Below are 23,696 nucleotides of genomic sequence, written 5' to 3'. Positions count from 1 at the left end.
CCTAGCTTATAGTCATCCCGAAAGCAGACCTTCCGAGGACCCGCTATGGGTGGGGAGCAGACCCTGACCCTTCGCCCTGAAGCGGACCTTCCGCATCCGACCCAACTACGCCATAGAAGCGGGCTGACGCTGTTCTCGAAAGCAGACATCGAGGCTGGGCTCGCGTCACGGAGGCATTGTTTGAGATGTTCGCCTTCCGGACTGGCGACACCGCTCGATTAATCCGTGATCTGCACCTGCTCGACGCCGCCGAGTTTGCCGGGCTTGCCCGCCGCGACCACGAGGTAACGGCGGCTCGGGCCGGCGTCCTTGCGGGTGACTTGCCGGATCGGGCCGATCGCGTTGACGATGGCCGCGCCGGCCGGGTTGGTGGTGAAGGCGGCGAGTGGCTCCAGGCCGGTCGCGCCCTTCGGATCTGCGGACAGCGCCAGCACGAACGGCATCTTCGGCGCCAGTCCCGTGATCGCGGCCTGCAGCGTCTGCAGCACGCCCTGGTCGAACAGGGTGACCTGCGTCGCCGGCTTGCCGTCGCCGCCCGCGAGCGTCAGCGCACTGGTCTGGCCTGCGGCCCCCAGCGGCTGGAGGTTTTGCATTCCGTCGCCCTCCGGCACGGCGTTCGGGACGTAGGCGACGCCCTGCGGACCCTGCCCGATCGGCACCTCGGCGATCACCGTGTTCGACGCGGTGTCGATCACCGCGGCCTTGTCAGCGTTCTCCAGGCCGACATAGACGCGGCTGCCGTCGCCCGAGGGCCAGAGCCCGTGCGGCAGGGCGCCGGTCGGGATCGTTGCGAGCTGGAAGAAATCGTCGGTGCGGAACACCTTGACCTGGTTCAGGCCGCCAATCGTCACGTAGGCGAACTGGCCGGCCTTGGTCGAGACGATGTTGACGTGGTTGGTGATCGGCCCGGTCTCGATCGTCTTCAGCGGCGCGAATGGCGGACGCGCCGAAAACACCTGGGTCCGGCCGACATCCTTGAGGGTGAACCACACCTGCTTGCCGTCCGGCGTGGCGGCGATGTCGGGGCAGAACGGGCTCTCCTGCTTCACGCGGCCGACGATGGCGTGGGTCTTGGTGTCGATGACGACGGTCTCGGGGCTGAAGCTGGAGCAGACGTAACCGTAGGTGCCGTCCGGCGAGAAGATCGTCATGCCCGGCCCGTTCGGTACGGTGATCCGGCGGGTCTCCTTGGCGGTCGCGGCATCGAGCACGGCGATATAGTCTTCGCCGCGCACGCTCACCCAGACCTCTCGACCGTCCGGCGTGAAGAAGGCTTCGTGCGGCGAGCGGCCGACATAGGCGGTGTGGCGGACCGCGTTGGTCGCCGTGTCGATGAAGCTTACGGAGTTCGAACCGATCGAGACCGCGAGAAGGGTCCTGTGGTCCGGCGAGAAGCCCATGCCGTGGACCAGAAGCTGCCCGCGATAGAGCGGGCTCAGATTCATCGGCGTCGGGTCGCCGAGCCGGATCACCCCGAGCAGGGTGTTGGCGGCGGGATCGATTACCGAGACCGTGTTGGAGAACTGATCGGAGGTGTAGAACCGGTCTTTGCTGCTGATGGGCACGTCGGGCGCCGAGGCGGGGCCCGGAGCCTGCCCGGCGAAGGCCGAGCCGGAGAGCAGCACAAGGGCGAGAACGGTCAGGGCGGTCTTCATCGGCGGTGCTCCGAAGGCATCTCGGCGGCAGGTGCCGCGCCATGGTGGTGAACGGGAGGGGCGCCGGCGGACCGACCCGGCATCGCGGGGCGATCGGCGAGCGCGCGGCGCATCACATCGATCTCCTGGCCCTGCTCGACGACGATCCCCTGCGCGAGGCGGCGCAGGACCGGATCCTTGCCGTGGAGCAGCTCTGCCTTCGCCATCGCGATCGCGCCTTCGTGGTGCGGGATCATCATCGCGGCGAAGTCGCGGTCGGGGTCGCCCGAGGGCGGGACCATCATGTCGGCATGCATCTGCGCCATCGACTGCGCCATCATCGCGTCGAAGGACGCGGACGGAGCTGCCGCTGGCTCGGTCGCGGCCAAGGTCGGGCGCATCATCATCCGGCCGCCGACGAGGCCGCTCGCCATCAGCGCCGCCGTCACGGCAAATCCCAGTGCTCCGCGCATGCGGCTTCCTTTTGATCCGGTGTCGATGGGAAGGATGCCTGGGGCGCGGCTTTATTCCGCGGATTTGGCTGAGAGCCCGTTCACGCCTTCGTGATCTGTCGTCGAGAAGACGCGTGGAATAGAGGCGCCTCTTCGGCATCCCTCCCGATGCGGTCATGCTCGACCGCGGGAGACCTCACCCATGCGCACTCTGCTGATCCGCGCCGCCTTCGCGGCTGTCGCCTTCTCCGCCTTGGCCGCCCAGGCTGCCGCGCCTGCCATGACGGCCGAGACCGCCAAGGGGCCGGCGCTCGTCGATGCCAAGAGCATGACCCTCTACACCTTCGACAAGGACATGGGCGGCAAGTCGATGTGCAACGGCCCCTGCGCCACCAACTGGCCGGCCCTGATGGCCGCCTCCGGCTCGGCCGCCAGCGGCGACTGGACGATGGTGACGCGGGACGACGGCACGATGCAGTGGGCCTACAAGGGCAAGCCGCTCTACACCTTTGCCAAGGACACCAAGCCCGGCGACATCACCGGCGACGGCTTCCTCAACGGCGCGTGGCACATCGCCAAGCCTTGATCGGTGAATGCCTTGATCGGCCCCCTCTGACCGGGAAACGTCGTTGGACGAGATCGCCGCCCTCATCGAACCGCAGATCCCGGCGTTGCGGCGCTACGCCGTCGCGCTGTTGCGGGACCGCGAGGCGGCCGACGACCTCGTTCAGGACACGCTGGAGCGGGCATTGTCCGCCTGGTCCGGGCGTCGCCGCGACGGCGACTTGCGGGCGTGGCTGTTCACGATCGAGCGCAATCTGTTCCTCGGCGCCGTCCGGCGCCGGGGCCGGCGCGGCGTCGATGTCGGCGCGGAAGCACTGGAGCAGGTGCCCGATCCGGGTATCGACCCGGAAGCCGCGTTGGGAGGCCACGACGTACTCGCCGGGCTCGACACCCTGCCCGAGGAACAGCGCTCGGTGCTGCTGCTCGTCGCGGTGGAGGATCTGTCTTATGCCGAGGCGGCCCAGGTGCTCGGGGTACCGCTCGGCACGGTGATGTCGCGCTTAAGCCGGGCGCGGACACGGATGCGAAGTTTTCTGGAAACTGGCCGGACCGGCCTCTTGAGGAGGGTGAAATGAGCGGGGATCCACGCCCGGTCGGCGAGGACGACCTGCACGGCCTGATCGACGGCCGCCTCGAACCGGAGCGGCAGGCGCTGGTCGAGGCATGGCTCAAAGGAAACCCCGCGCGTGCGGCCGAGGTCTCGGCGGATCGCGCCCTGCGCGAGCGCATGCGTGCCCGCCTCGCGCCGATCGCCGAGGAGGCGATCCCGGCGCGGCTCCGGGTGGCCAACATTCGCCCGCGACGTCGGTTCGTCGGCGGGGGCTGGTTCCCCATGGCAGCTGCAGCCGTGCTCTGCCTTGCGCTCGGCGGTGCCGGCGGCTGGGTCGGCCATGCCCTGCGCGGCGGACCCGCGACGGCGATGGTGGCGGAGGCACCGGCGACGCAGGACGCGGTCGCGGCCTTTCGCACCTTCGTGGTCGAGGTGGTGCATCCGGTGGAGGTGCGCGCCGACGAGAAGCTCCACCTCGTGACGTGGCTCTCGAAGCGCCTCGGTCACGCGGTCGCGGCCCCCGATCTCGCGGCCCAAGGGTTTCGCCTGATGGGCGGGCGGCTGCTGCCGGCCGGCGCCGAATCCGCAGCGATGCTAATGTACGACGACGACCGCGGAACCCGCCTGTCGCTCTACAGCCGTGTCGGAGACGGCGATGGGCGAACGCTCTTCCGCTTCGGTCGCGAGGGCGATGTCGCCGCCTTCTCCTGGGTCGATGGCGGCATGTCCTACGTCGTCACCGGTCGAACTGATGAGGCCCGGCTGCTCACTGTCGCGCAGGCGGTCGATGCGCAGGTGCGTGGCCTCGCGCCGGATCGTCGGCAGCCGTGACCCTCGACCAGCTCCGCATCTTCGTGGCGGTGGCCGAGCGGCAGCACGTGACGCGGGCTGCCGAAGCGCTGAACCTCGTCCAGTCGGCGGTCAGCACGGCGATCGCCAACATCGAGGGGCGGCACGCGACGAAGCTGTTTCACCGGGTCGGCCGCGGGATCGAGTTGACCGAGGCGGGGCGCGTGTTCCTCGTCGAGGCCCGCGCCGTGCTTGCCCGCGCCGACGCGGCCGAACTGGTGCTCGCCGACCTCAGCGGCCTGCGGCGCGGGACGCTGGCGCTCTACGCCAGCCAGACCATCGCCAGCGACTGGCTGCCTCGCCACCTCGTCGCCTTCCGCCGGGCCTACCCTGAGATCGCTATCCGGTTGGCGGTGGGCAACACCACCGACGCCGCCGACGCAGTGCGCGCCGGGCAGGCCGAACTCGGCTTCGTCGAGGGGGCGCTCGACGACCCGACGCTTGCGAGCACCACCATCGCGCAGGACCAACTGGTCCTCGTGGTCGCCCCTGGCCATGCCTTCGCCGGGGCGACCGCCCTCGAACCCGAAAATCTCGCCGGGGCCGACTGGGTGCTGCGCGAGGCGGGATCGGGAACCCGCTCGGCCTTCGAGACGGCCCTGGGTGCGGCCGGCCTCGCAGCCGCCCAGCTTCGGGTCACGCTCGAACTGCCCTCTAACGAGGCGGTGCGCGCCGCCGTCGAGGCCGGGGGCGGGGCCGCCGTCCTGTCCGAGACCGTGGTCGCCGCAGCGCTTCGGGCCGGAACCCTGGTGCGGGCGGCGTTCGCCCTGCCGAGCCGGCCGTTCCGGGTGCTGCGCCACAAGGAGCGCTACCGCAGCCGGGCCGCCGACGCGTTGCTCGACCTGATCGCGACGGCGGATGCCGGATGAGCGATCCTGCGAAACCCGTGCACCCCGACGATCCCCGGGTGAGGCTCGCCGAGGACCGGACGGTTCTGGCAGCCGAGCGTACGTTCGTGGCGTGGCTTCGCACCGGGCTCGCCTTCCTCGGCGTCGGCCTGGCCGCGCAGCGCTTCCTGCGGGAGGTGCTGGCGGTCTGGCCGCTAAAGGTGCTGTCGCTCACGTTGATCGCCTGCGCGCTTGCCTCGTTCGCCGGCGCCGCATGGCGGGACCGGGCGATCCGGGCGCGTCTCGCCGATGCCGAGATCCCGATGATGCCGCGCATCCTCACCGTCGGGATCGCGGCCTTGCTGATCGCGATCTCGGGCCTTGCGGCCACCGCCCTGCTCTGGGCGTGACTGTTAGGCCACCGTGACCCGTACCCGGTGCCAGGCGGCGCTGAGGTAGCCCTTGTAGTTCCAGGTGTCGTCGGGCGCCGCCGGCTGGGTCTGGCCGGCGGAGTCCCAGGCCCGCACCGCGAGTTCGTGCTCGCCCGCGGTCAGCTCGCGGTCGATCTCCCAGAACGTCCAGGCGTAGGGCGCGTCGGCATCGCGGTCGATCCGGGCCTGTGCCCAGCTGCGACCGCCATCCGTCGAGACGTCTACGCGGGCGACCGCGCGGTCGCTGGCGATGGCGTAGCCGCGGATCGCGTGCCGGCCGGCCTTCAACGCTGCGCCGCGGGCGGGCTCGCAGATCGCGCTGTTGAGCGGCATCGCCTCGATGGTGATGCCGTGGGCCGGGTCGGCGGTCTCGGCCGTCACGTCGGGCGGGAATAGCTTGTAGTCGTCGGCCTGCATCGGATTGTCGGAGGGGTGGTCCTGCACCGTGATGCGGGCGAGCCATTTCGGGCTGCGGATGCCGGCAAATCCTGGAACGACCACTCGTAGGGGATGGCCGTGCTCGGGGGCGAGAGGCTCGCCGTTCATCGAGAAGGCGAGCAGCGTCTCGGGGGCCAGTGCCTTGGCGAGTAGGATCGAGGCGCCGAAGCGCGTGTCCGTACGGGCGATCCGGTCGTGGCTCTCGAAGGCGACGTGGCGCGTACCGCACGCATCGATCCCGGCGGCGTGCAGGACGTCGGCGAGCCGCACCCCGGTCCATTCCGCGTTGCCGATGGCGCCGGGCGCCCACGGGTCGCCGGAGACCGGGGCCACAGCCAGCATGTCGGCCCGGCGGTTGCCGGCGCATTGCATCACCGCCGTGACGGTGACGTGCGCGAAGCGTGCCTTCAGATCGGCGACGGACAATTCGAGGGGCGTCGCGACCATCCCGTCGACAGTCAGGCGGTAGCCGTCGGCGTCGAGGTCCGGGATGTTGCCGTGGCTGCGGACGTAGAAGTCGGCCTGGTCGGTGAGGAAGGCCGCCCGCAGGCGATCGAGCGGCGGCTCGGCATTGTAGGGCGCCTCGCCGTGCACGATGAGGCGGTCCTTGCGCTGGAACAGGCCGAGCATGGGGTTTTTGTCCTGCGTTCGTGACGTGTCGACGACGAGAACGCGCCGGGGGCGATAAGGCCCCCGACGCGCGTCGCTTCACGGCTTCATCGTCGAGACGACTACGTTCTTCGCCCGGTCCACCACGGCGACGCTGAGGTCGCGGTTGAGGACGTAGGCGTGGGCGTTGTCGGCCGAGAACGCGATCGCCTGGCGCGGCTCGTTCAGGCCGGTCACCGTGGCGACGACCTTGAGGGTGCCGGTGTCGATCACCGAGAGCGAGTTGTCCTTGAGGTTGCCCGAATAGACGAAGCGCCCGTCCGGGGTCAGCGCGGCGCCGTAGGGGTCCTTGCCCACTGCCACCTCGGAGGTGACTTTACGGGCGGCGACATCGACCACGCCGATGGTGTTACGGCCGCTATTGGCGGCAAACAGCGTCTTACCGTCCTTGGTGATCGAGATGGCGCGCAGCTTGTCGAACCCGGCGATCTCGCCGGTGATCTTGTTGGTGGCGGTATCGACCAACGTAATCTTGTCGCCGAGGAAGTTCGTCACGAACACGGTCTTGCCGTCCGGCGACAGCTTCACGCCCTGGCGCGGCTGCGCGAAGCCGGGGATCACGGCCTCGGCGAGCATGGTCTTGGTGTCGAACACGGTCAGCGTGCTCGCGGCCTCGTTGTTGACGTAGAGCTTGGTCCCGTCGGCCGAGAGCACCGTGCCGAACGCGCCGGGGCCCGCGGCGAGAACGCCGGCCTCCTTGCCGGTGGCGGTCTCGTAGACCGTGATCCGGCCGGTGCCGCTGTCGGAGATGTAGAAGCGGGCGCCGTCCGGTGCGAACACGATGTTGCGCGGCGTGACGAAGCCGTCGAGGCGGCGCAGCACGGTGCCCTTGGCGACGTCGTAGACGACGACGGCGCTCTCCTCGCTGTTCGACACAGCGGCGACGGTCCCGGCGGCGTTCAGCGCCAGGGCGTTGTTCTTGATCGCGCCGTCGAAGCCGGCGGCGAACCCGGGCTGGCCCTGGGCGAGGAGCAAGGCGGCTCCGGCGAGGAGGGTGCGGAGGCTGGTGCGGATATGGGTCATGAAGCGGGTCTCTCGGGCATGCGCACTCGTTCGGCGGCCAAAGGCCGGCCGCGAGGGCTGGTTCGAAATCGGAAATCCGTGGTGCAAGGCCGGGCCGGCCGTGCATCGCCCTGAGGAGATGCCGGAAGGTGCGGTCTATTCCCCGAGGCCGGCGAAAAAAACGCGGTGGCCTCTGGATTCGGGGATTCAGGGCGTCGGCTTCAACGCCGTGAGGTAATCGACGATGGTCTGCACGTCGGCCGGATCGACGGGCGCCTTGTAGACGTGAACCATCTTGTTCACGGTCTCGGTCCACTGCGCCTTCGTGAGCTTGGGCTGGGTCAGCACCATCCCGGCCGAGTGGCAGGCGAGGCAGTTGTTGTTGACCGCCTCGGCCCCCGGCCCGTCCGGGAAGATCCGGTCGGAAGTCGGGAATTCGATCGATTGCGAGGTGAAGCGCATCGGCTCGGGAGCCGAAGCGGCGAGCGCCACCATGGGAGACAGTATGAGGGCGGCGATGAGGGCCGCAGGGCGGATCGGGTTCATGGCTGTTCTCCTCAAGCGGCCTGGAATGACACGGCCTCGATGCCGTTCTGCATGAAGCCGGCGCCGTTCCAGACCCGGTCCATGGGCTGCGCGACGCCGTTGGTGTTGGTGCAGCGGACCCGGACCGTGTGGGTGCCGGAGGCCAGCGCCGGCAGGCTGCCCTCGAAGCGGCGGAAGCTGTAGGGGCCCTCGTCCGCGCCGAGCTGCGCCGGGAACCACGTCGCCCCGCCGTCGCCGGAGAACTCGACCGCCTTCACCCCGCAATCGCCGCCGAAGGCGATGCCGCGCAACGCCACCGGCGTTCCGGCCGCCACCTTGGCGCCGTCCTGCAGGTTGGTTACGAACGAGCGCGGCACCATCCTGTTGATCGGCACCGTCTTGAAGCCGGTCTGACCGGGCTTGATGTTAGCGCCCGGCACGTCCGGTATGCGGTAAGCGGTCTTCATCCAATATTGGTCGTCGGGCTTGTCCAGCACCTCGATGTCGGACAGCATCTTGACCCAGTAGGTCGAGTACCAGCCCGGCACCACGAGGCGGAGCGGGAAACCGTTGAGCAGCGGAAGTTGCTCGCCGTTCATCGCGTAGGCGATCATCACCTCACCATTGTTGGCGTGGTCGAGATCGAGGGACTTCTTGAAGTCCGGCGCGTCGTCGACCACGGGCTCGTCGAGGCCGCTGAAGCGCACCTGCACGGCGCCGGACTTCACCCCGGCCTTTTCGAGCACGTCCTTGAGGCGCACCCCGGTCCAGCGGGCGTTGCCCATCGAGCCGTTGGCCCATTGCGCGCCGGGCACCCGCGGCTCGAACAGCCCACGCGAATTGCCCGAGCACTGGTTCACCGCGGCGATCTCGAAGCGCGGCAGGCCGGCGATGGCGTCGAGCGAGAGCGAGAGCTCCTTCTCGACATGGCCGTGGACCTTGAGCCGGAAGGTGCCGGCATCGACTTCGGTCGGGATCGAGGCCCAGTGCCAGCGGACGTAGAAGCGATCGTTGGGGGTGAACACGCCCTCGTCGAACACCGAGAACGGCGTCTCCAGTAGCGGCGGATGAGTGCGCTGGAGGATCATCTCGGCCTTGCCCGGAAAGGCCGTGGTCAGCGCCCGCTCGTCCGGGCCGCCGGGCAGCGGAAGCTTCACCGAGCCGCCCGCCCAGGCCGGTATGGCGGCGCCGAGGCTGCCGAGCCCTAGGCCACCCAGGACGAGGCGGCGGTTCATCGGTCTGTCCAGTCCGTGCATGGTCTCTCCCCTTGAAGGATGTCGGCGTCGATGCGTTCGAGGGCACCGGGCCCGTGGCGATTCCTCGCGACCAGGGAGATGCTACGGGATGCGATTTATTCCCACCAACGGTCTTTCGCGATACGAATGATCTCCAAACGCGATGATTTGAGAAGTTTCGATCTCCGATGGGACGATCAAGGACGCCGTCTCGGCGTCACGCCGCCGGCGCGCCGACGGGCGCGGTCCTGCGACACCCGAACAGGGCGTGACGCTCGGAAAAACCGCGCAGGGCGACGGTGCCAAGCGGTTCAAGGGCATGTGCCAACCCGTCGATGAAGGTGTCGGTGGCGATCAGCGGCGTGTCGTAGGTCTTGCACAGGCGCTCGACGCGGGCGAGCACGTTGAGATCGCGGCCGATCGCCGTGAAATCGACCCGGTCGCCGCCGCCGATATTGCCGTAGGCGACCTCCCCGACATGAAGTGCGACGCCGACCTCGAAGGCAGCCCTGTCACCGTCGCGCAGGGTCGCAAGCGCATCAAGCGCGGCCTCGGCGGAACGCAAGGCGGCACTGCGCGCCTCGGCCTCGTCGCGATCGGCATCGAACACGGCCAGTAGCCCGTCGCCGATGTACTTCAGCACCTCGCCGCCTTCCGCCTCGACGGCCGGCACGATGGCATCGAACATCCGGTTGAGGGCGGCCACGACACGGTCGGAGCTTTGCCGGTCGGACAGTTCGCCGAACCCGCGCAGGTCGGTCAGCATCATCGCGGCCCGCATCAAGCGTACGTCGCCGCGCCGCACCGTGCCGGCCAGGATTTGCCGCGCCGGGTCGCGTCCGACATAGGCACTCAGCACCGCGCCTAGCATGTCGTCGAGCGCCTTGATCTCGAACAGCAGCGAGAACGGCTCGACCAGCGCCAGCAACGTGTCGATCTCGATCGGCGTGAAGCCGCCCGGTCTCGCCGTGGCCCAGGAGGCGGCGCCCATGCGTCCACGCGCGGCGCGCAGCGGCACGATGAGGTAGTCGGTTAGACCCTCGGTGCGAAGCTCGCCGAGCACAGGAAACGGCAGCGGCCCATCCCCGTCGAGACGGCATCGGAATGGGGTACGGGTCTCGACTACGCGCTCGACGGTGTTGCCGTGGAAGGTCGGCGTACTCTCGATGCCGTGGCGGCGACGCAGGGCTAGGCTCGACGCTCCTGGATGCCAGACGCGCATTACCCAGCGGAACGACGGATGCAGGGTCGGCGCGTGGGTGGTGGCGCGGGCCAGTGGCAAGCCAAGCCCCAAGAGGCACGCACTGAACCCGTCGAGAAGGGCTGCCGCGTCCGCCGTTTCGCGACCCGGCCTCATCAACCATCCCGTCGCCTGCGCGACCGCCTCGGACGAAGATTGGGACGAACGTGTCACGGCAGTTCTTTCATCAAGGAGTTGGATCGATGCCATAGCGCGGATCAGACGAGGCCGAGCACGCGGATCAGGCCGAGGCTGACGGCGCCGAGGGCGAGGAGCGAGGCGACCACCGCGAGGGTCACCCGCGCCCCGGCCTTGGCGACGCTGCGCACGTCGACCCCGAGGCCGAGCGCCGCCATCGAGACCACGGTCAGCACGTTGGCGGTCTCCGACATCGGCGCGAGCGCAACCGGCGGGATCAGGCCCGTCGAGCGAAGGCCCGCGAGCGCAAGGAAGGCGAGGATGAACCACGGCACCAGGCGGTGGATCGCGAGGCCGCCGCGGGCCGGGCGGTCGCCCGCGGTGACGCCGGGGGCGGCCTCGTCGGTCTCCTCGCGCAGCCGGCTTGCGCCGAGCGAGAGCACCAGGACGACCGGGCCTAGCATCAGCACCCGGACGAGCTTCACCAGGGTTCCGACCTGGACGCTGAGCGCCGCGACCGGCGCGGTGGCGGCGAGGACCTGCGGAACAGCGTAGACGGTGAGGCCGGCGAGCACGCCGTACTGCATCGGCGACAGACCGAGCAGCGGCACCAGCAGCGGCAGGCCGAGCACCACCAGCACGCCCAGCACCGCGGTGAAGGCGATGGAGGCGGCGACATCCTCGCCGTCGGCGCCGATCACCGGTGCCGTGGCCGCGATCGCCGAGTTGCCGCAGATCGAGTTACCGCATGCGACGAGGATCGCCATGCGCGGGTGCAGCCCGAGCGCCCGGCCGATGCCGTAGCTCGACAGGATCGCGACCACGACGACGCCCGCGATGCCGAAGAGAAGGCCCGGTCCGGCGGCGAGGATCGTCGCGAGGCTGAGCGACGCGCCGAGTAGTACGACCGCGATCTCCAGCACGGTCTTGGCCCCGAAGGCGATGCCGGGAAAGAAACGCTGCGACGGGGTCCAAATGGTGCGGATCGCGCTGCCGAGCAGGATCGCGAGCACCAGGGCTTCGAGCCAGGCACGACCGAACAGGTGCGCCTCGGCGGCCTCGAAGCCGACCGCTGCGGCGGTGACCGCCACACAGAGGCCCAGTCCCGGAAGGATGGCTCTCGTGCCGGCCAAGGCACGCATTGACCGAGCGTGGGAGAAAAGTCTGGGCGCGGACATGGGTGGCTCCGATGTGATGCCGGAGAATCCCATGTTCTTTTCATTCACTCCAACGGAATGATTAGATGCTTCCCATCACTGAAATAGATGAAATAAGTGCCCCTTCGCAGATCACGGAGACCCATTGTGAGAGGCCGACAGGCGGATTCACCCGTCGATCCAGTGGGCCTTGATCGTCGTGTCCGCGGCAAGCTCATAGATCCTGACGGAGCCCGTCGCGAGTTCGAGGTGCTCGACGTCCGCCGGGCTCAGGTCTTCGAGCGCCATCACAAGCGCCCGCAGGCAATTGCCGTGGGCGACGACGAGCACGTCTCCGCCCATGACCGCCGGCTGGATGGTTCGGAGGTAGCATGGCACGATGCGGGAGACGGTATCGCGCAGGCTCTCACCGTTCGGCGGCGCCTCTGCGTAGGAGCGGCGCCAGGTCTCGATCCGCTCCGCCCCCCAGCGCGCATCGGCGGCGATCTTGTCGAGCCCGCTGAGGTCCCCGTAGTCTCGCTCGTCGAGCGCGGCGAAGCTTTGGGGGACCAATTCGGGTTGCCCGAGCGCATCGAGGATAAGCCGGCCGCTCACGACGGCCCGCGTTAGCGTCGAGGTGAAGGCAGCGGAAAAGCGCCAGTTGCACTCTGCCAAACGCCGGCCGGCTGCCTCGGCTTCCCTCCGGCCCTGCTCGGTCAAGGGCGAGTCCAGCAATCCCGTGAACAGGCCGGATCGGTTGGCTACGCTCTGGCCATGCCGGACCAGCACGAGATGTCGCGTGACCGGGGCTTTGCAATCGTGAATCACGCTGTCTCCCGAGGCAGAGCACTTTCGTGCCGGTCGCATCGCCTCTGATGATGTCGGCATCCGACTTTAACGAACTTCGACCCTGCGATGGGTTGGACCGTCCATCCGGAGACGGCGGGTCATCCTAGGTCCGCTTAAGAACGTCTTGCGACTGAAAGCAGCCAAGCTGCTTCCCACCCGACCCAGACGTAGGTCATCCTCCGCCAACCTGCCACGAAGCGGACCTTCCCAGGGTCCGAGAAGGGTCCAGGCCGTGTCAAAACTCGAAGGTGTGAGCTTTTGCGGTTGGGTGACGTCCCGGTCTCGCGAGAAGGGGGTATTCACCGCGCCGAACGTGTTCTTACGGTCGGGAGACGACCAGTTTTGGTTTGAAGGCGCCTCTTGGACAGCTTCCCGGCTTATTCGGCGGACGAGCCGAGCCCTCGCTCAGGCTGGGATCGCCGCAAGGAGCTTCCGGCTTCCCAAGATGTTGAGAACTCGGGTTAGATTGTAGGCCAGGACCTGAAGGGCCATCTCGGTCGAGACGCGCGGCAGGGTCTTGGTCAGGAAGTGCGTGGCCCCCATCCGCGCCTTCAGCGTGCCAAAGGGATGCTCGACCGTCTCGCGCCGGACCCGCATGGCCAGTGGATCGCCGTCCAATCGGCGCTGCACGGTTTCCAGCACGTCCTCGTGCTCCCAACGCGTCACCCGGCGCTCCTTGCCCGTCGTGCAGTCCGCCTTTAGCGGGCAGGCCGAGCAAGCATTCGTCCAGTAACGATGCAGCGTGAGGCCATTCTCCACCGTGGTGCAGCGATGTGACAGCGTCTCACCCGCCGGACACAGGTAGGCGTTCTTCTCACGATGGTAGAGAAAGTCCTCTTTGCCGAAGCGTCCGGCGGCCTTGGCGCCTGAGGTCATGGGCCGGGGCAGCATGACGGAGATGCCGGCTCGTTCGCAGGCGAGGATTTCCTGGCCGGAGTAATACCCCCGGTCGGCCACCGCATCGAGCGTATCCGTCTCCAAAGCCTGCTTGGCCCGCACTGCCATTCCACTGAGCTGCGCTCGGTCTGAGCCGGCATTGGTCACCGCGTGAGCCACGATCAGATGATGCTCGGTCTCGACCGCCACCTGGACGTTGTAGCCCACCATGCCCGACCCGCGCCCGCTGGTTGCCATCGATCGCGCATCGGGATCGGTCAGTGAGATCTGCCGGTCAGGCGCCGCCTTCATCTGCTCTTCCAGGCCGGCCAACCGTTTCATCTCCTGCCCAAGGCGAGCGATCTTCTCCTTAAGCCGCACCACCTTGGCGGCCAGTTCGGGTGTGGGATCCTGACGATCGGCCGTGTCGAGCTGCGAGAGGTAGCGCAACACGCTTTCCTCAATCTGCTGACGGCGCCGGTCGAGCTTTCCTTGCGTGAAGTTGCGGTCGCGGTTGTTGACCGCCTTGAACTTCGAGCCGTCGATCGCGACGCGCGTCCCCGTCAGAAGGCCCATCTCGCGACACAACGCGACGAAGCGGGCACAGGCGCGTCCTATGGCCGGTCCGTTCTTACGGCGGAACTCAGCAATGGTCTTGTGATCGGGCGACAGCTGGCCCGTCAGCCACATGACCTCGACGTTGCGGCCCGCTTCGCGCTCCAGACGTCGGCTCGACGGGACCCGGTTGAGATAGCCGTAGACGTAGAGTTTTAGGAGAGCGGTCGGATGGTAGCCCGGTCGTCCCGTTCGCGCCGCATCGACACCCGCGAAACCGAGCCCGCCAAGATCCAGCGCGTCCACGAAGGCATCGACCACGCGGACCGGGTTGTCCTCGGCGATCCAGTCTTCAAGACAAGGCGGAAACAGCGTCGTCTGATCGCGCTCGGCACCGACAACAAACCGTCCCATGCCATCCTCCGGTCGATCCGGAAAAGATACCATCAGCAGGGTTTTGACACAGCCAGGGTCGGAAGCGGACGGCATCAAGCGTCAGGTTTCGACCACTAGGCCTCGGGGTCGATATCCGACGTTTCAGGTCCTCCTCCGCAGGGATCTCGGCGTGGATGCGACCATTGCGGGCAACAAAGGTGCGGGTTCTCCTTGGCTCGCCGCTCACCGCGGGGGAACGGGCGAGGATCCGAACGGGTTCTTCGGCTCTGCCGCATGAGGCGGTGAGTGTCCCGAGCCAGCAACCGTCAAGGGACCGATCCAGGAGTTCGGGCGCATGAACCAATCCTCTCCGTCCGCCCGTGCCGGTATCATGGCGCGCCTCGGCAAACGGGAGATCGGTCTGCCCGTGACGCTGTTTTGCGTCGCCGCCCTCATCCTCGGGTTTGGTCTCCTGGCCGACAAGGTCATGGAGGGCGGCACGATGGGGTTCGACACCCGCGTCGCCCACTTCTTCCGTCCACCCGGCGCGGCTGGTCCGATTGGACCGGATTGGCTGCACGAGATGGCCCGGGACGTGACCTCCCTGGGCAGCATGGTGATTCTCTGCTTTCTCATCGCGGCTGTGGCAGGCTACCTGCTCCTGATCCGCAAGCAGGGGGCAGCGGTCCTGGTGGTGGGCTCGATCCTGGGCGGGACGGTCATCAGCTTTGGCCTCAAGCTCCTCTTCAACCGTCCGCGACCCGAGATCCCCGGCGGCATCCAGGTGTTTACCGCCAGCTTCCCCAGCAGCCACGCCATGCTTTCCGCCGTCACCTACCTGACGCTCGGTGCCCTCATGACGCGCGTGGCGGCGGGCGCTCGCCTCAAGGCATACTTCATGGGGCTGGCCGTCTTCCTCACGGTGGTGGTCGGGATGAGCCGGGTCTATGTCGGGGTGCACTACGCGACCGACGTGCTGGCGGGCTGGTGCGTGGGGTCGGCCTGGGCGGTCCTGTGCTGGGTCGTGGCCCTCCAGCTTCAGCGACGCGGTAAGGTCGAGAAGCCCGACCATGTCGCGGGCGAGGAAGGCATCGAGGCATAGGACCCCATGCGCCGTTCTTCCTAAACGCATCCTCCGCCTGACTGAAGGGACGGACGCATCCCAGTATTCGTTCGATTAGCAGGACCGCATCGTCGATGCCTGCGGCCAAGCCGTCCGACCATTACGGGCACGACCGAAATGATGCCGTTAGGGGGCCCGTAGGGCGGCCGGATCAAGCGGCGCTGGTGGTCTCGGCCGGCCCGGCTTGCCGACTGCCTCCCAAGCTATCAAGGCGGCCCCGAGGCTGATCCAGATATCGGCCATGTTGAAGGTGAACCAATGCACCTCCGCCGGGTGCAGGTCGAGGAAGTCCGTGACGCGGCCGTCCGCACATCGGTCGATGAGGTTTCCCAGGGCACCGCCGGTCATGATGGCGAAACCAACTCCTTCCGACGCTCCGGTCGCGCGGAATGCCAACCCGGCAACGAGGGCCGTCAGCATTCCCTGAAGCGCAAGAAGGACGACCAGGGACGTCGCGTCATGCGCCGGAAGCAGGCTGAAGCTGATGCCATGATTGAACGCGAGCCTGAGGTCGAGCATCGGCAGTACCGCGTGCACGGTTCCGTCGGAAAGCCTGTCGACCGCCAGCGCCTTGGTCCACAGGTCGGTGCCCGCCGCGGTCACAGCGATTACGACGAGGGCGCCGACCTCGGCCCTTTCCCGTATGAGACGCATCGGCTCAAGCCCGGAGCAGGCGAAGGGCGTTGGCCGTCACTAGGACGGTCGCCCCGGTATCCGCCAGGATGGCCGGCCATAGCCCAGTGATGCCTGCGAGCGTCGTCACCAGGAACACGGCCTTAAGCCCCAGCGAGATGGCCACGTTCTGGTGGATGTTGCCGAGCGTCGCCCGGGACAGCGCCACGAGGGCGGCCACGTCCGATACCCGGTCGTTGAGGATGGCCGCGTCAGCCGTCTCCAGTGCCGCGTCTGTGCCGCCGCCCATGGCAATGCCGACGCTGGCGGAGGCGAGCGCGGGGGCGTCGTTGATGCCGTCGCCGACCATAGCGACCGGGCCGACCTCCTTCAACGCGCCGATCTCGGCGAGCTTGTCGGCCGGCAGCAGGTCGGCCCGGACCGATAGTCCCAGGCCCTTGGCGATGGCCTCGCCGGTGCGCCGGTTGTCGCCGGTCAGCATCACGCATTCGACCCCAAGCCGGCGCAGGGCCGCGACGCCGGCGACCGCATCCTGTCTGGGCTCGTCCCGGACCGCCACGACGCCGAGCGCCTCTCCGTCCCGAACCACGACGACGGCGGTCTTGCCGGCTTCCTCAAGGGCCTGCACCGTCGCTTCCGCTTCCGGCAAGAGGCTGGCCAGCGTCGCGGCGTGGCGCGGGGATGCCACCGCGACCGTGCGACCGGCGACCGTGGCCTGGACGGCCTTGCCGGGAACCGCACGGGCATCGCGTACGGGGCGCAGGGGGATGGCGTCGGCCTCCGTACGTTCGAGGATCGCACGAGCGATGGGGTGGCTCGATCCGGCCTCCACCGTCGCCGCGAGCCCGAGCAGGGTGCGATCCGTCATGTCCGGGGCAAATGGGAGGACGTCGGTGACCCTTGGACGCCCTGCCGTGAGCGTCCCCGTCTTGTCGAACGCGACGGTACGCACCCGTCCGATGGTCTCCAGGGCGGCGCCGCCCTTCACCAGCAGTCCCCGCCGCGCTCCGGCGGCAAGACCCGAGGCGATGGCGGCCGGGGTCGAGAGCACGAGGGCGCAGGGGCAGGCGATGAGGAGCAACGCCAGTCCGCGATAGATCCAGGTGCCCCAGTCGGCGCCGAGCAGCAGCGGCGGGCCAAGCGCCGCCAGCGCGGCGACCGCGAAGGCGACCGGGGTGTAGACGGCGCTGAAGCGGTCGATGAACCGGGCGGTCGGCGACTTCGAAGCCTGCGCCTCCTCCACCATGTGCAGAATGCGGGCGACGGTGTTGTCCGACGGCATCCGGGTGACCCTGACCTGCAGGACCCCGTCCGCATTGACGCTGCCGGCATAGACGGCGTCCCCGACCTCCTTTGGCCGGGGCACCGATTCCCCCGTGATCGGGGACTCGTCGAGGCTCGACGTGCCGTCCGTGACCTCGCCGTCCGCAGGGACGCGGTCACCCGGGCGCACCAGCACGGTTTGGCCGATCACCAGGGAGGCGGCCGCCACCTCACGCACGGCGCCGTCCCCCTCGACCAGGCGCGCCGTCTTCGGCACCAGGCCCACGAGGGCCTTGATGCCGGCCCGGGACCGGCCGGCCGCAAAGCCTTCGAGCATCTCGCCAACGGTGAAGAGGAGGACCACCACCGCCGCTTCCTCGGCGGCATGGATGGCGAGCGCCCCGATGGTGGCGACCGACATCAGCATCTCGATGGAGAAGGGCGAGCCGTTGCGGGCGGCGGCGATGGCGCGGCGTCCGTAGAAGGCGAGACCCAGGAGCGCGCCGGGCCAGTAGGCGTATTCCCCGGCCAGCCCGGGCCGAACCGTCTGCAGGAGAAATCCGCTTGCGAACAGGACGGCGATGCCCAGCGCCAAAAGCCCCTTGCGGCTGCGCCAGGCGGGGGTCTCCGCCTCCTCCTCGACGATGGCCGGGGCCGCGATGCCCGTCGTCTGCGAGCGGGCGAGGTCGGCCGCGGTCGGCAGGGACCCGACGCCATAGCCGAGCCCCGTGATCCGGTTCTCCAGGTCCGCCCTGGGTGTCGAGCCCTCGTCGAGCACGAGGTCGAGGACCTGGGCCGTGTAGTTCACGCGGACGTCGCGGACGCCGGGCAGGCGGGTTACCGCTGTTTCGATCTTGGTCGCGCAGCTCGGGCAATCCATGCCCTTCACGCGGTAGCGCAGCGCAGCGCCCGCGGGGACCGCTCCCGATGTTCCTGGCCCTGACATGGCAAGCTCCGTCGACCCGGGCCTCGCGCCGAAGGGTCTGAGGCCCTACATGCACCCTGTAGCAACTACAGGGTCAAGGCCATGGCGCACGCACCCCCCATGACCATCGGCGACTTGGCCGCGGCGACGAACACCCGCGTCGAGACGATCCGGTGGTACGAGAAGGTGAAGCTCCTGCCGGCAACGGAAAGGTCGGCGGGCAACTACCGTCTCTACGGTCCGGAGCACCTGCGCCGCCTGAGCTTCATCCGGCGGGGACGGGACCTCGGCTTCACGGTCGACCAGATCCGGGAGCTTCTCGCCATGGCCGACGACCGCGACCGGTCCTGCGCCGAGGTCGACACCATCGCCCGCGCCCACCTGGCGCAGGTCGAGCGCAAGCTGGCCGACCTGACCCGGTTGGCGCATGAGCTGCGTGACGTCATCGGTCAGTGCGGCTGCGGGTCCGTCGCCGACTGCCGCATCATCGAGGCTTTGTCTCCCCACGGGGATCCGTCCTGAGGATGGATCGGCCCCGTCGGCATCAGGGGGAAGTGCGTCCTCCCGCCGATGTTGCAGAGGCAGTACAGAACGTAGACGCAGGCCGGGATGGCGATGAGGGCCAGGGCGAACGCCCGGCCGGCCGCGCGACGGACGTGGGGCCTGACGCGGCGTCGGCGACGTGGGCCGCCGCCGCCCCAGTCGGCGATGGTTCGGGCGACCTTCTTGCTCATGCCGACCCTCCTACTCGGCGGCGCGGAGATGCGGTTGGACCGGCTTGGGCCGATCCTTCCTCTCGGGGGCGACCGCACCGGCGAACCTGGCATAGAGGGCCGGCAGGACCACGAGGGTCAGAAGGGTCGCCGAGATGAGGCCGCCGATGACTACCGTCGCCAGGGGGCGCTGGATCTCTGCCCCGGTCTCGGTCGCCAGCGCCATCGGTACGAACCCGAGGGATGCCACCAGCGCGGTCATCGCCACTGGACGGAGCCGGGTCATGGCGCCCTCCATGATGGCCTCGCGCCTTGGCCGTCCCTCGGCGATGAGCTGCTTGATGTAGGTCAGCATCACCAAGCCGTTGAGCACCGCCACCCCGGACAGGGCGATGAAGCCGACGGCCGCGGGCACCGAGAACGGGATGCCCCGCAGCCATAGGGCGGCGATGCCCCCGGTCAGCGCCAAAGGAACCGCGCTGAACACCAGGAGCGCGTCCCGGGCCGAGTTCAGGGCCGAGAACAGCAGCAGGAAGATCAGGAAGAAGCACACCGGGACGACCACCATCAGGCGCTGGCGGGCGGAAGCCAGGTTCTCGAACTGTCCGCCCCAGGTCACGTAGTAGCCGGCCGGGAGCGACACCCCCGAGGTTACCTTGTCCTGCGCCTCGGCCACGAGCGAGCCGATGTCGCGGCCCCGCACGTTGGCGGTGACCACGACCCGGCGCCGGCCGTTCTCGCGCGAGATCTGGTTCGGGCCCTCCGTCACCGAGAAGCTCGCGACCTGCTTCAGGAGCACGGACGCGGCGCGCCCGTTCGGTCCGGGAGGTAACGGCACCGGGATGTTCTCCAGGGCCTCGCGGTCCTCGCGCACCTTGTCGTTGAGGCGCACGACGATGGGGAAGCGCCGGTCGCCCTCGAAGACGACGCCCGCCTCGCGGCCCCCGATGGCCGCCCCGATGACGTCCTGGATCGCGGACGTGCTCAGGCCCAGGCGGGCCGCCTCGGCCTTGTTGATCCCGATCTCCAGGAACGGCAGCCCAGCCGTCTGCTCGACCTTCACGTCGTCCGCGCCCTCGACCCCGCGCAGGATGCCGGCGATCTGGTTCGCGGCCGCGGTCATCGCGCCTAGGTCATCGCCGAAGACCTTCACGGCGAGGTCGCCGCGTGTGCCGGCTAACAGCTCGTTGAAGCGAAGCTGGATGGGCTGGGAGAACTCGTAGACGTTGCCCGCGAGCGCCCCGAGGGCCTTCTCGATGCTCTCCTGCAACTCGGCCTTGGACAGGTCCGGGTCCGGCCATTCGGCTTGCGGCTTCAGGATGACGAAGGTGTCCGACGAGCTCGGCGGCATCGGGTCCGAGGCGACCTCGGCGGTTCCGGTCTTCGAGAAGACGTAGGCGACCTGGGGGAACCGGCCGATGGCCTGCTCGACCTTCAGCTGCATCGCCTGCGATTGCGACAGGGACGTCGACGGGATGCGCTGGGCGTTCAACGCGATGCTCTTCTCGTCGAGCTGCGGGATGAACTCCTGCCCCAGACCCCTGAACAGGATGCCTGCCCCGACAAGCAACACCAGGGCGACCGCGACGAACAGCATGGGCACGCGCAGGGCGGCCCCGAGGACTGGGCGGTAGGCGGCCTTGATCGCCCGGACGAAGAGGTTGTCGGTCTCGGTGACCTTGCCGGTGATGACGATGGAGATCATCGCCGGGACGAAGGTGAGCGATAGGACGAAGGCCGCGACCAGGGCGATGATGACGGTGAGCGCCATCGGCTCGAACATCTTGCCCTCGACCCCGGTGAAGGTGAGGAGCGGCACGTAGACGAGGATGATGATGGCCTGCCCGTAGAGGGAGGGCTTGATCATCTCCTCGGCCGAGGCCCGCACGGTGGCGAGGCGCTCCTCCAGGTCGAGCTTTCGCCCGAGTTCCCCTTGGCGTTCGGCGAGATGGCGAAGGGCGTTCTCGGTGATGATGACTGCCCCGTCGACGATGAGGCCGAAATCGAGGGCCCCAAGGCTCATCAGGTTGGCGCTGATGCGGCCCTGGACCATGCCCGTCATGGTCATCAGCATCGCCACCGGGATGACGAGGGCTGTGACGATGGCCGCGCGGATGTTGCCGAGCAGCAGGAACAGGATGACCACGACGAGGGCCGCGCCCTCGGCCAGGTTCTTGGCGACCGTCCGGATGGTGGCCTCGACCAGGACCGTGCGGTTGAGGACCGTCTGGACCTCGACGCCGGGCGGGAGCGTGCGCCGGATGCCGGTCATGCGCGCGTCGACCGCGGCGGCGACGGTGCGGCTGTTCTCGCCGATGAGCATCAGGGCGGTGCCGATGACGACCTCCTGCCCGTCCTCGCTGCCTGACCCGGTGCGCAGATCGCGCCCGATTCGCACCTCGGCGACGTCGGAGATGCGGACCGGCACGCCGCCGCGCGTGGTCACGACGACGGAGCCGATGTCCTCCATGCTCTCCAAGCGGCCGGCGGCGCGCACGACGTAGCCCTCGCCGTTGTCTTCCAGGTAGCGTGCACCCTGGTTGGCGTTATTAGCCTCCAGCGCCCGCCCGATGTCGGCGAAGGACAGGTCGAGGGCCGTCAGCCTCATCGGATCGGGCTGGACGTGGTACTGCTTCTCGAAGCCGCCGATGCCGTCGACGCCGGCCACGCCCGGGACGGTCCTCACCTGTGGGCGGATGATCCAGTCCTGGACCGTGCGCAGGTAGGCCGTGCGTTCGAGCTCCGTCGAGAGCCTCTGGCCCTCGGGTGTGAGGTAGCTGCCGTCGGGCTGCCAACCGGGTTTGCCGGGCTTCGAGACCTTGCGCTCCCCGGGCTTCGCGTAGTGCACCGACCACATGTAGATCTCGCCCAGGCCCGTCGAGATCGGTCCCATGCGCGGCTCGACACCGGACGGCATCGCCGCCTCGGCCTCCTGAAGGCGCTCGGCAACCTGCTGGCGGGCGAAGTAGATGTTCGTCGCCTCGGAGAAGACGGCGGTGACCTGGGAGAACCCGTTCCGGGATAGCGAGCGGGTGTATTCCAGGCCCTTGATGCCTGAGAGCGCGGTCTCGACCTGGTACGTGATGATGCGCTCGATGTCGTTCGGCGAAAGCGAGGGCGCCGTGGTGTTGATCTGCACCTGGTTGTTGGTGATGTCCGGCACCGCGTCGATGGGAAGCTTCGTCAGCGAGAACACGCCGGACCCGGCCGCTAGAAGCGACAGGAGCACCACGAGCCAACGCTGATGGACGGAGAAGTCGAGGATCTTCGAGATCATGGCCGGTCCCCGCTCAATCGTCGTCGCCGGCGTCGGCCTTGCCGAGCTCGGCCTTCAGGACGAAGGAGTTGGCCACTACGACCTCGTCTCCGGGCTCCAGGCCGGCGACGACCTCGTAGGCATCGTCGTCCGCCTTGCCGAGGGTCACCTCTCGCTTCGAGAAGCCCTCCTCGGTCCGCACGAAAACCACCTTCTCGCCGCCGATGGTCTGGATGGCGGACTTCGGCAGCCGCACCGCGACCTTGTCCTGGGCGATCTCGATCTCGGTCGTGACGAAGGTGCCCGGGCGCCAGGACATGTCCTTGTTCGGCAGGGCGACGATGACCCGGGCCGAGCGCGTCTCCGGGTTGAGGATCGGGCTGACGAAGACGACCTTGCCCTCGGGGCGGGGAGCGTCCTCGCCCCCGACGATGGTCACCCTGGCGCCCTCGCGGACCTTGGACAGCTCGGTGGTGGGGACGGGGAGCTCGATCCAGAGGGAGGAGAGGTCGGCCACGGTATAGACGTCGGCCGGGTCCCCCTCGCTGCCGACCTTCGTTCCGACGTCGACCTTGCGCTCCACGATCCGCCCCGCGAGGGGGGACCTGAGCTCGAAGCGGCGAAGCGACGACAAGTTCGGAGTGGTTTCGTCCTTCTTGGCCGCGGCGGCGACCTCGGTCGCGTTCAGCCCGAGGGCCGATAGCTTCTGGCGGGAGAGATCGACCCGCAGGCCCGCCTCGGAGTAGGCGGCCTTCGCGTTGAGGAAGGCCGATTCCGCCGAGATCCTCTTGTCCCAGAGGGCCTGCTGCCGGTCGAAGTTGGTCTTTTCCAGATCCGCCTTGACCGTCGCGGTGAGGAAGTCGCTCTTGGCATCCGCGACCTCGCGGCTGTCCAGGACGGCGACGATCTCGCCCTTGGCGACGTCCTCGCCGAGACGCTTGCGCATCTCCGCCACTGTCCCGGCGACCCGCGCAGGCACCCGGGCGATCCGGTCGGCGTCCTGGGTGATGGTGCCGGGCACCAGGAGATGGCGCGAGAGGATGCCGCCCTCGACATGCGCCAGCTTGATGTCCTGCTCGGCGGCCTGCTCGGCCGTCATCTTGATCTTGCCCTCGCTTGCCTCGTCGTGGCCGTGCGCCTCGCCCTCGGCGTGCTTGTGGTCGCCGTCGACCTTGGTGGCTTGCGCCCCGGTCACGGCCGCGTTGGTCGCCGGAGTCTTGGCCGCGGTGGAGGACAGGCCGGCGGTGGCCAGCGCGCCCCGCACGCTCTCGGACACGCGGGGGACGGCACCGCCGATGGCGACGCCTATGGCCAGGAGGGCCACGGATATGATTGCACGCATGGAAGGGAGGCCGTTCGCATAGGACCGCGGTCACCGCCTGGGGCTGGGTCGACGGTCCGGTTCAAGTCAAGCTCGCTCAAGGAGCCGGCATCCGCT

21 protein-coding genes are annotated in these 23,696 nt (G+C 68.5%); 7 read left to right on the top strand and 14 right to left on the bottom strand.

What is annotated here, in order from left to right; translation table 11 throughout:
• Positions 1–218 precede the first annotated feature (218 nt).
• Positions 219–1,655: a YncE family protein gene (locus tag ASF26_RS05300; RefSeq protein WP_056250480.1), complete on the bottom strand. Its 1,437-nt coding sequence runs from the start codon at positions 1,653–1,655 to the stop codon at positions 219–221.
• Entirely contained in the window at positions 1,652–2,107 is a 456-nt protein-coding gene (locus ASF26_RS05295; protein WP_056250477.1) for a DUF305 domain-containing protein, read from the bottom strand. The genes ASF26_RS05300 and ASF26_RS05295 overlap by 4 nt, the downstream gene beginning before the upstream one ends.
• A gap of 181 nt (positions 2,108–2,288) precedes the next feature.
• Here ASF26_RS05295 and ASF26_RS05290 point away from each other — a divergent pair, with 181 nt between their 5' ends.
• From ASF26_RS05290 to ASF26_RS05270, 5 genes are read left to right on the top strand one after another with little or no spacing between them, the layout of a single operon-like run.
• Positions 2,289–2,672, top strand: coding sequence for a hypothetical protein (locus ASF26_RS05290; protein WP_056250476.1), 384 nt, complete (start codon positions 2,289–2,291; stop codon positions 2,670–2,672).
• 43 nt (positions 2,673–2,715) lie between these two features.
• Positions 2,716–3,225 carry a sigma-70 family RNA polymerase sigma factor gene (locus tag ASF26_RS05285; RefSeq protein ID WP_056250474.1) on the top strand — a complete coding sequence of 170 codons (510 nt, stop codon included), beginning with the start codon at positions 2,716–2,718 and terminating at the stop codon, positions 3,223–3,225.
• Positions 3,222–4,031, top strand: coding sequence for an anti-sigma factor (locus tag ASF26_RS05280; RefSeq protein WP_056250472.1), 810 nt, complete (start codon positions 3,222–3,224; stop codon positions 4,029–4,031). Before ASF26_RS05285 ends, ASF26_RS05280 begins: the two co-directional genes overlap by 4 nt.
• A complete protein-coding gene (locus ASF26_RS05275; RefSeq protein ID WP_056250469.1) occupies positions 4,028–4,918 on the top strand; it encodes a LysR family transcriptional regulator in 891 nt (296 codons plus the stop codon). The genes ASF26_RS05280 and ASF26_RS05275 overlap by 4 nt, the downstream gene beginning before the upstream one ends.
• Complete coding sequence (locus tag ASF26_RS05270; RefSeq protein ID WP_056250466.1) at positions 4,915–5,286, top strand: DUF202 domain-containing protein; 372 nt, start codon at positions 4,915–4,917, stop codon at positions 5,284–5,286. Before ASF26_RS05275 ends, ASF26_RS05270 begins: the two co-directional genes overlap by 4 nt.
• 3 nt (positions 5,287–5,289) lie before the next feature.
• Here ASF26_RS05270 and ASF26_RS05265 read toward each other — a convergent pair whose 3' ends face one another.
• From ASF26_RS05265 to ASF26_RS05230, 8 genes are all read right to left on the bottom strand, one after another.
• A complete protein-coding gene (locus tag ASF26_RS05265) occupies positions 5,290–6,375 on the bottom strand; it encodes a molybdopterin-dependent oxidoreductase (RefSeq protein ID WP_056250462.1) in 1,086 nt (361 codons plus the stop codon).
• A gap of 78 nt (positions 6,376–6,453) precedes the next feature.
• Complete coding sequence (locus ASF26_RS05260; protein WP_056250460.1) at positions 6,454–7,437, bottom strand: beta-propeller fold lactonase family protein; 984 nt, start codon at positions 7,435–7,437, stop codon at positions 6,454–6,456.
• Between the two features lie 186 nt (positions 7,438–7,623).
• Positions 7,624–7,962 carry a cytochrome c gene (locus ASF26_RS05255; protein WP_056250458.1) on the bottom strand — a complete coding sequence of 113 codons (339 nt, stop codon included), beginning with the start codon at positions 7,960–7,962 and terminating at the stop codon, positions 7,624–7,626.
• Between the two features lie 11 nt (positions 7,963–7,973).
• The gene (locus tag ASF26_RS05250; protein WP_056250451.1) at positions 7,974–9,197 is read right to left on the bottom strand and encodes a molybdopterin-dependent oxidoreductase; all 1,224 of its coding nucleotides are present in this window, start codon (positions 9,195–9,197) and stop codon (positions 7,974–7,976) included.
• Positions 9,198–9,393: 196 nt separating this feature from the next.
• On the bottom strand, positions 9,394–10,533 hold the full coding sequence (locus ASF26_RS05245; RefSeq protein ID WP_056250448.1) for an adenylate/guanylate cyclase domain-containing protein: 1,140 nt from the start codon (positions 10,531–10,533) through the stop codon (positions 9,394–9,396).
• 101 nt (positions 10,534–10,634) lie between these two features.
• Positions 10,635–11,696, bottom strand: a complete 1,062-nt coding sequence (locus ASF26_RS05240; protein WP_056250446.1) for a putative sulfate exporter family transporter — start codon at positions 11,694–11,696, stop codon at positions 10,635–10,637.
• 183 nt (positions 11,697–11,879) lie between these two features.
• Positions 11,880–12,518, bottom strand: a complete 639-nt coding sequence (locus ASF26_RS05235; RefSeq protein ID WP_056250445.1) for a 2,3-bisphosphoglycerate-dependent phosphoglycerate mutase — start codon at positions 12,516–12,518, stop codon at positions 11,880–11,882.
• 426 nt (positions 12,519–12,944) lie between these two features.
• Positions 12,945–14,384, bottom strand: a complete 1,440-nt coding sequence (locus tag ASF26_RS05230) for an IS1182 family transposase (RefSeq protein WP_056250443.1) — start codon at positions 14,382–14,384, stop codon at positions 12,945–12,947.
• Positions 14,385–14,700: 316 nt separating this feature from the next.
• On the opposite strand from ASF26_RS05230, the gene ASF26_RS05225 reads away from it, so the two are divergent.
• Positions 14,701–15,447 carry a phosphatase PAP2 family protein gene (locus ASF26_RS05225; protein WP_056250441.1) on the top strand — a complete coding sequence of 249 codons (747 nt, stop codon included), beginning with the start codon at positions 14,701–14,703 and terminating at the stop codon, positions 15,445–15,447.
• Positions 15,448–15,594: 147 nt separating this feature from the next.
• On the opposite strand, the gene lspA is transcribed toward ASF26_RS05225, so the two are convergent.
• Entirely contained in the window at positions 15,595–16,122 is a 528-nt protein-coding gene (gene lspA, locus ASF26_RS05220) for a signal peptidase II (RefSeq protein ID WP_056250438.1), read from the bottom strand.
• A 4-nt stretch (positions 16,123–16,126) separates the two neighbouring features.
• Positions 16,127–18,310: a heavy metal translocating P-type ATPase gene (locus tag ASF26_RS05215; protein ID WP_056250436.1), complete on the bottom strand. Its 2,184-nt coding sequence runs from the start codon at positions 18,308–18,310 to the stop codon at positions 16,127–16,129.
• A 99-nt stretch (positions 18,311–18,409) separates the two neighbouring features.
• Between ASF26_RS05215 and ASF26_RS05210 the strand changes: the two genes are divergently transcribed.
• Positions 18,410–18,811 carry a helix-turn-helix domain-containing protein gene (locus ASF26_RS05210; protein ID WP_056250434.1) on the top strand — a complete coding sequence of 134 codons (402 nt, stop codon included), beginning with the start codon at positions 18,410–18,412 and terminating at the stop codon, positions 18,809–18,811.
• Between the two features lie 222 nt (positions 18,812–19,033).
• On the opposite strand, the gene ASF26_RS05205 is transcribed toward ASF26_RS05210, so the two are convergent.
• Complete coding sequence (locus ASF26_RS05205) at positions 19,034–22,279, bottom strand: CusA/CzcA family heavy metal efflux RND transporter (protein ID WP_056250431.1); 3,246 nt, start codon at positions 22,277–22,279, stop codon at positions 19,034–19,036.
• A gap of 13 nt (positions 22,280–22,292) precedes the next feature.
• The gene (locus ASF26_RS05200) at positions 22,293–23,600 is read right to left on the bottom strand and encodes an efflux RND transporter periplasmic adaptor subunit (protein ID WP_056250430.1); all 1,308 of its coding nucleotides are present in this window, start codon (positions 23,598–23,600) and stop codon (positions 22,293–22,295) included.
• Positions 23,601–23,696: the final 96 nt, after the last annotated feature.

This window comes from Methylobacterium sp. Leaf93, assembly GCF_001422345.1.
GTDB classification, from domain to species: domain Bacteria; phylum Pseudomonadota; class Alphaproteobacteria; order Rhizobiales; family Beijerinckiaceae; genus Methylobacterium; species Methylobacterium bullatum.
The sequence above is the reverse complement of the archived record's forward strand: the minus strand, read 5'-3'. Positions and strand labels throughout refer to the sequence as shown.

What these genes read in the sequence shown, in the direction of transcription:
- ASF26_RS05300 (WP_056250480.1), bottom strand. Translation starts at nt 1,655, where the DNA reads ATGAAGACCGCCCTGACCGTTCTCGCCCTTGTGCTGCTCTCCGGCTCG.
- ASF26_RS05295 (WP_056250477.1), bottom strand. Translation starts at nt 2,107, where the DNA reads ATGCGCGGAGCACTGGGATTTGCCGTGACGGCGGCGCTGATGGCGAGC.
- ASF26_RS05290 (WP_056250476.1), top strand. Translation starts at nt 2,289, where the DNA reads ATGCGCACTCTGCTGATCCGCGCCGCCTTCGCGGCTGTCGCCTTCTCC.
- ASF26_RS05280 (WP_056250472.1), top strand. Translation starts at nt 3,222, where the DNA reads ATGAGCGGGGATCCACGCCCGGTCGGCGAGGACGACCTGCACGGCCTG.
- ASF26_RS05270 (WP_056250466.1), top strand. Translation starts at nt 4,915, where the DNA reads ATGAGCGATCCTGCGAAACCCGTGCACCCCGACGATCCCCGGGTGAGG.
- ASF26_RS05265 (WP_056250462.1), bottom strand. Translation starts at nt 6,375, where the DNA reads ATGCTCGGCCTGTTCCAGCGCAAGGACCGCCTCATCGTGCACGGCGAG.
- ASF26_RS05260 (WP_056250460.1), bottom strand. Translation starts at nt 7,437, where the DNA reads ATGACCCATATCCGCACCAGCCTCCGCACCCTCCTCGCCGGAGCCGCC.
- ASF26_RS05255 (WP_056250458.1), bottom strand. Translation starts at nt 7,962, where the DNA reads ATGAACCCGATCCGCCCTGCGGCCCTCATCGCCGCCCTCATACTGTCT.
- ASF26_RS05250 (WP_056250451.1), bottom strand. Translation starts at nt 9,197, where the DNA reads ATGCACGGACTGGACAGACCGATGAACCGCCGCCTCGTCCTGGGTGGC.
- ASF26_RS05245 (WP_056250448.1), bottom strand. Translation starts at nt 10,533, where the DNA reads ATGAGGCCGGGTCGCGAAACGGCGGACGCGGCAGCCCTTCTCGACGGG.
- ASF26_RS05240 (WP_056250446.1), bottom strand. Translation starts at nt 11,696, where the DNA reads ATGCGTGCCTTGGCCGGCACGAGAGCCATCCTTCCGGGACTGGGCCTC.
- ASF26_RS05230 (WP_056250443.1), bottom strand. Translation starts at nt 14,384, where the DNA reads ATGGGACGGTTTGTTGTCGGTGCCGAGCGCGATCAGACGACGCTGTTT.
- ASF26_RS05225 (WP_056250441.1), top strand. Translation starts at nt 14,701, where the DNA reads ATGAACCAATCCTCTCCGTCCGCCCGTGCCGGTATCATGGCGCGCCTC.
- lspA (WP_056250438.1), bottom strand. Translation starts at nt 16,122, where the DNA reads ATGCGTCTCATACGGGAAAGGGCCGAGGTCGGCGCCCTCGTCGTAATC.
- ASF26_RS05215 (WP_056250436.1), bottom strand. Translation starts at nt 18,310, where the DNA reads ATGTCAGGGCCAGGAACATCGGGAGCGGTCCCCGCGGGCGCTGCGCTG.
- ASF26_RS05210 (WP_056250434.1), top strand. Translation starts at nt 18,410, where the DNA reads ATGACCATCGGCGACTTGGCCGCGGCGACGAACACCCGCGTCGAGACG.
- ASF26_RS05205 (WP_056250431.1), bottom strand. Translation starts at nt 22,279, where the DNA reads ATGATCTCGAAGATCCTCGACTTCTCCGTCCATCAGCGTTGGCTCGTG.
- ASF26_RS05200 (WP_056250430.1), bottom strand. Translation starts at nt 23,600, where the DNA reads ATGCGTGCAATCATATCCGTGGCCCTCCTGGCCATAGGCGTCGCCATC.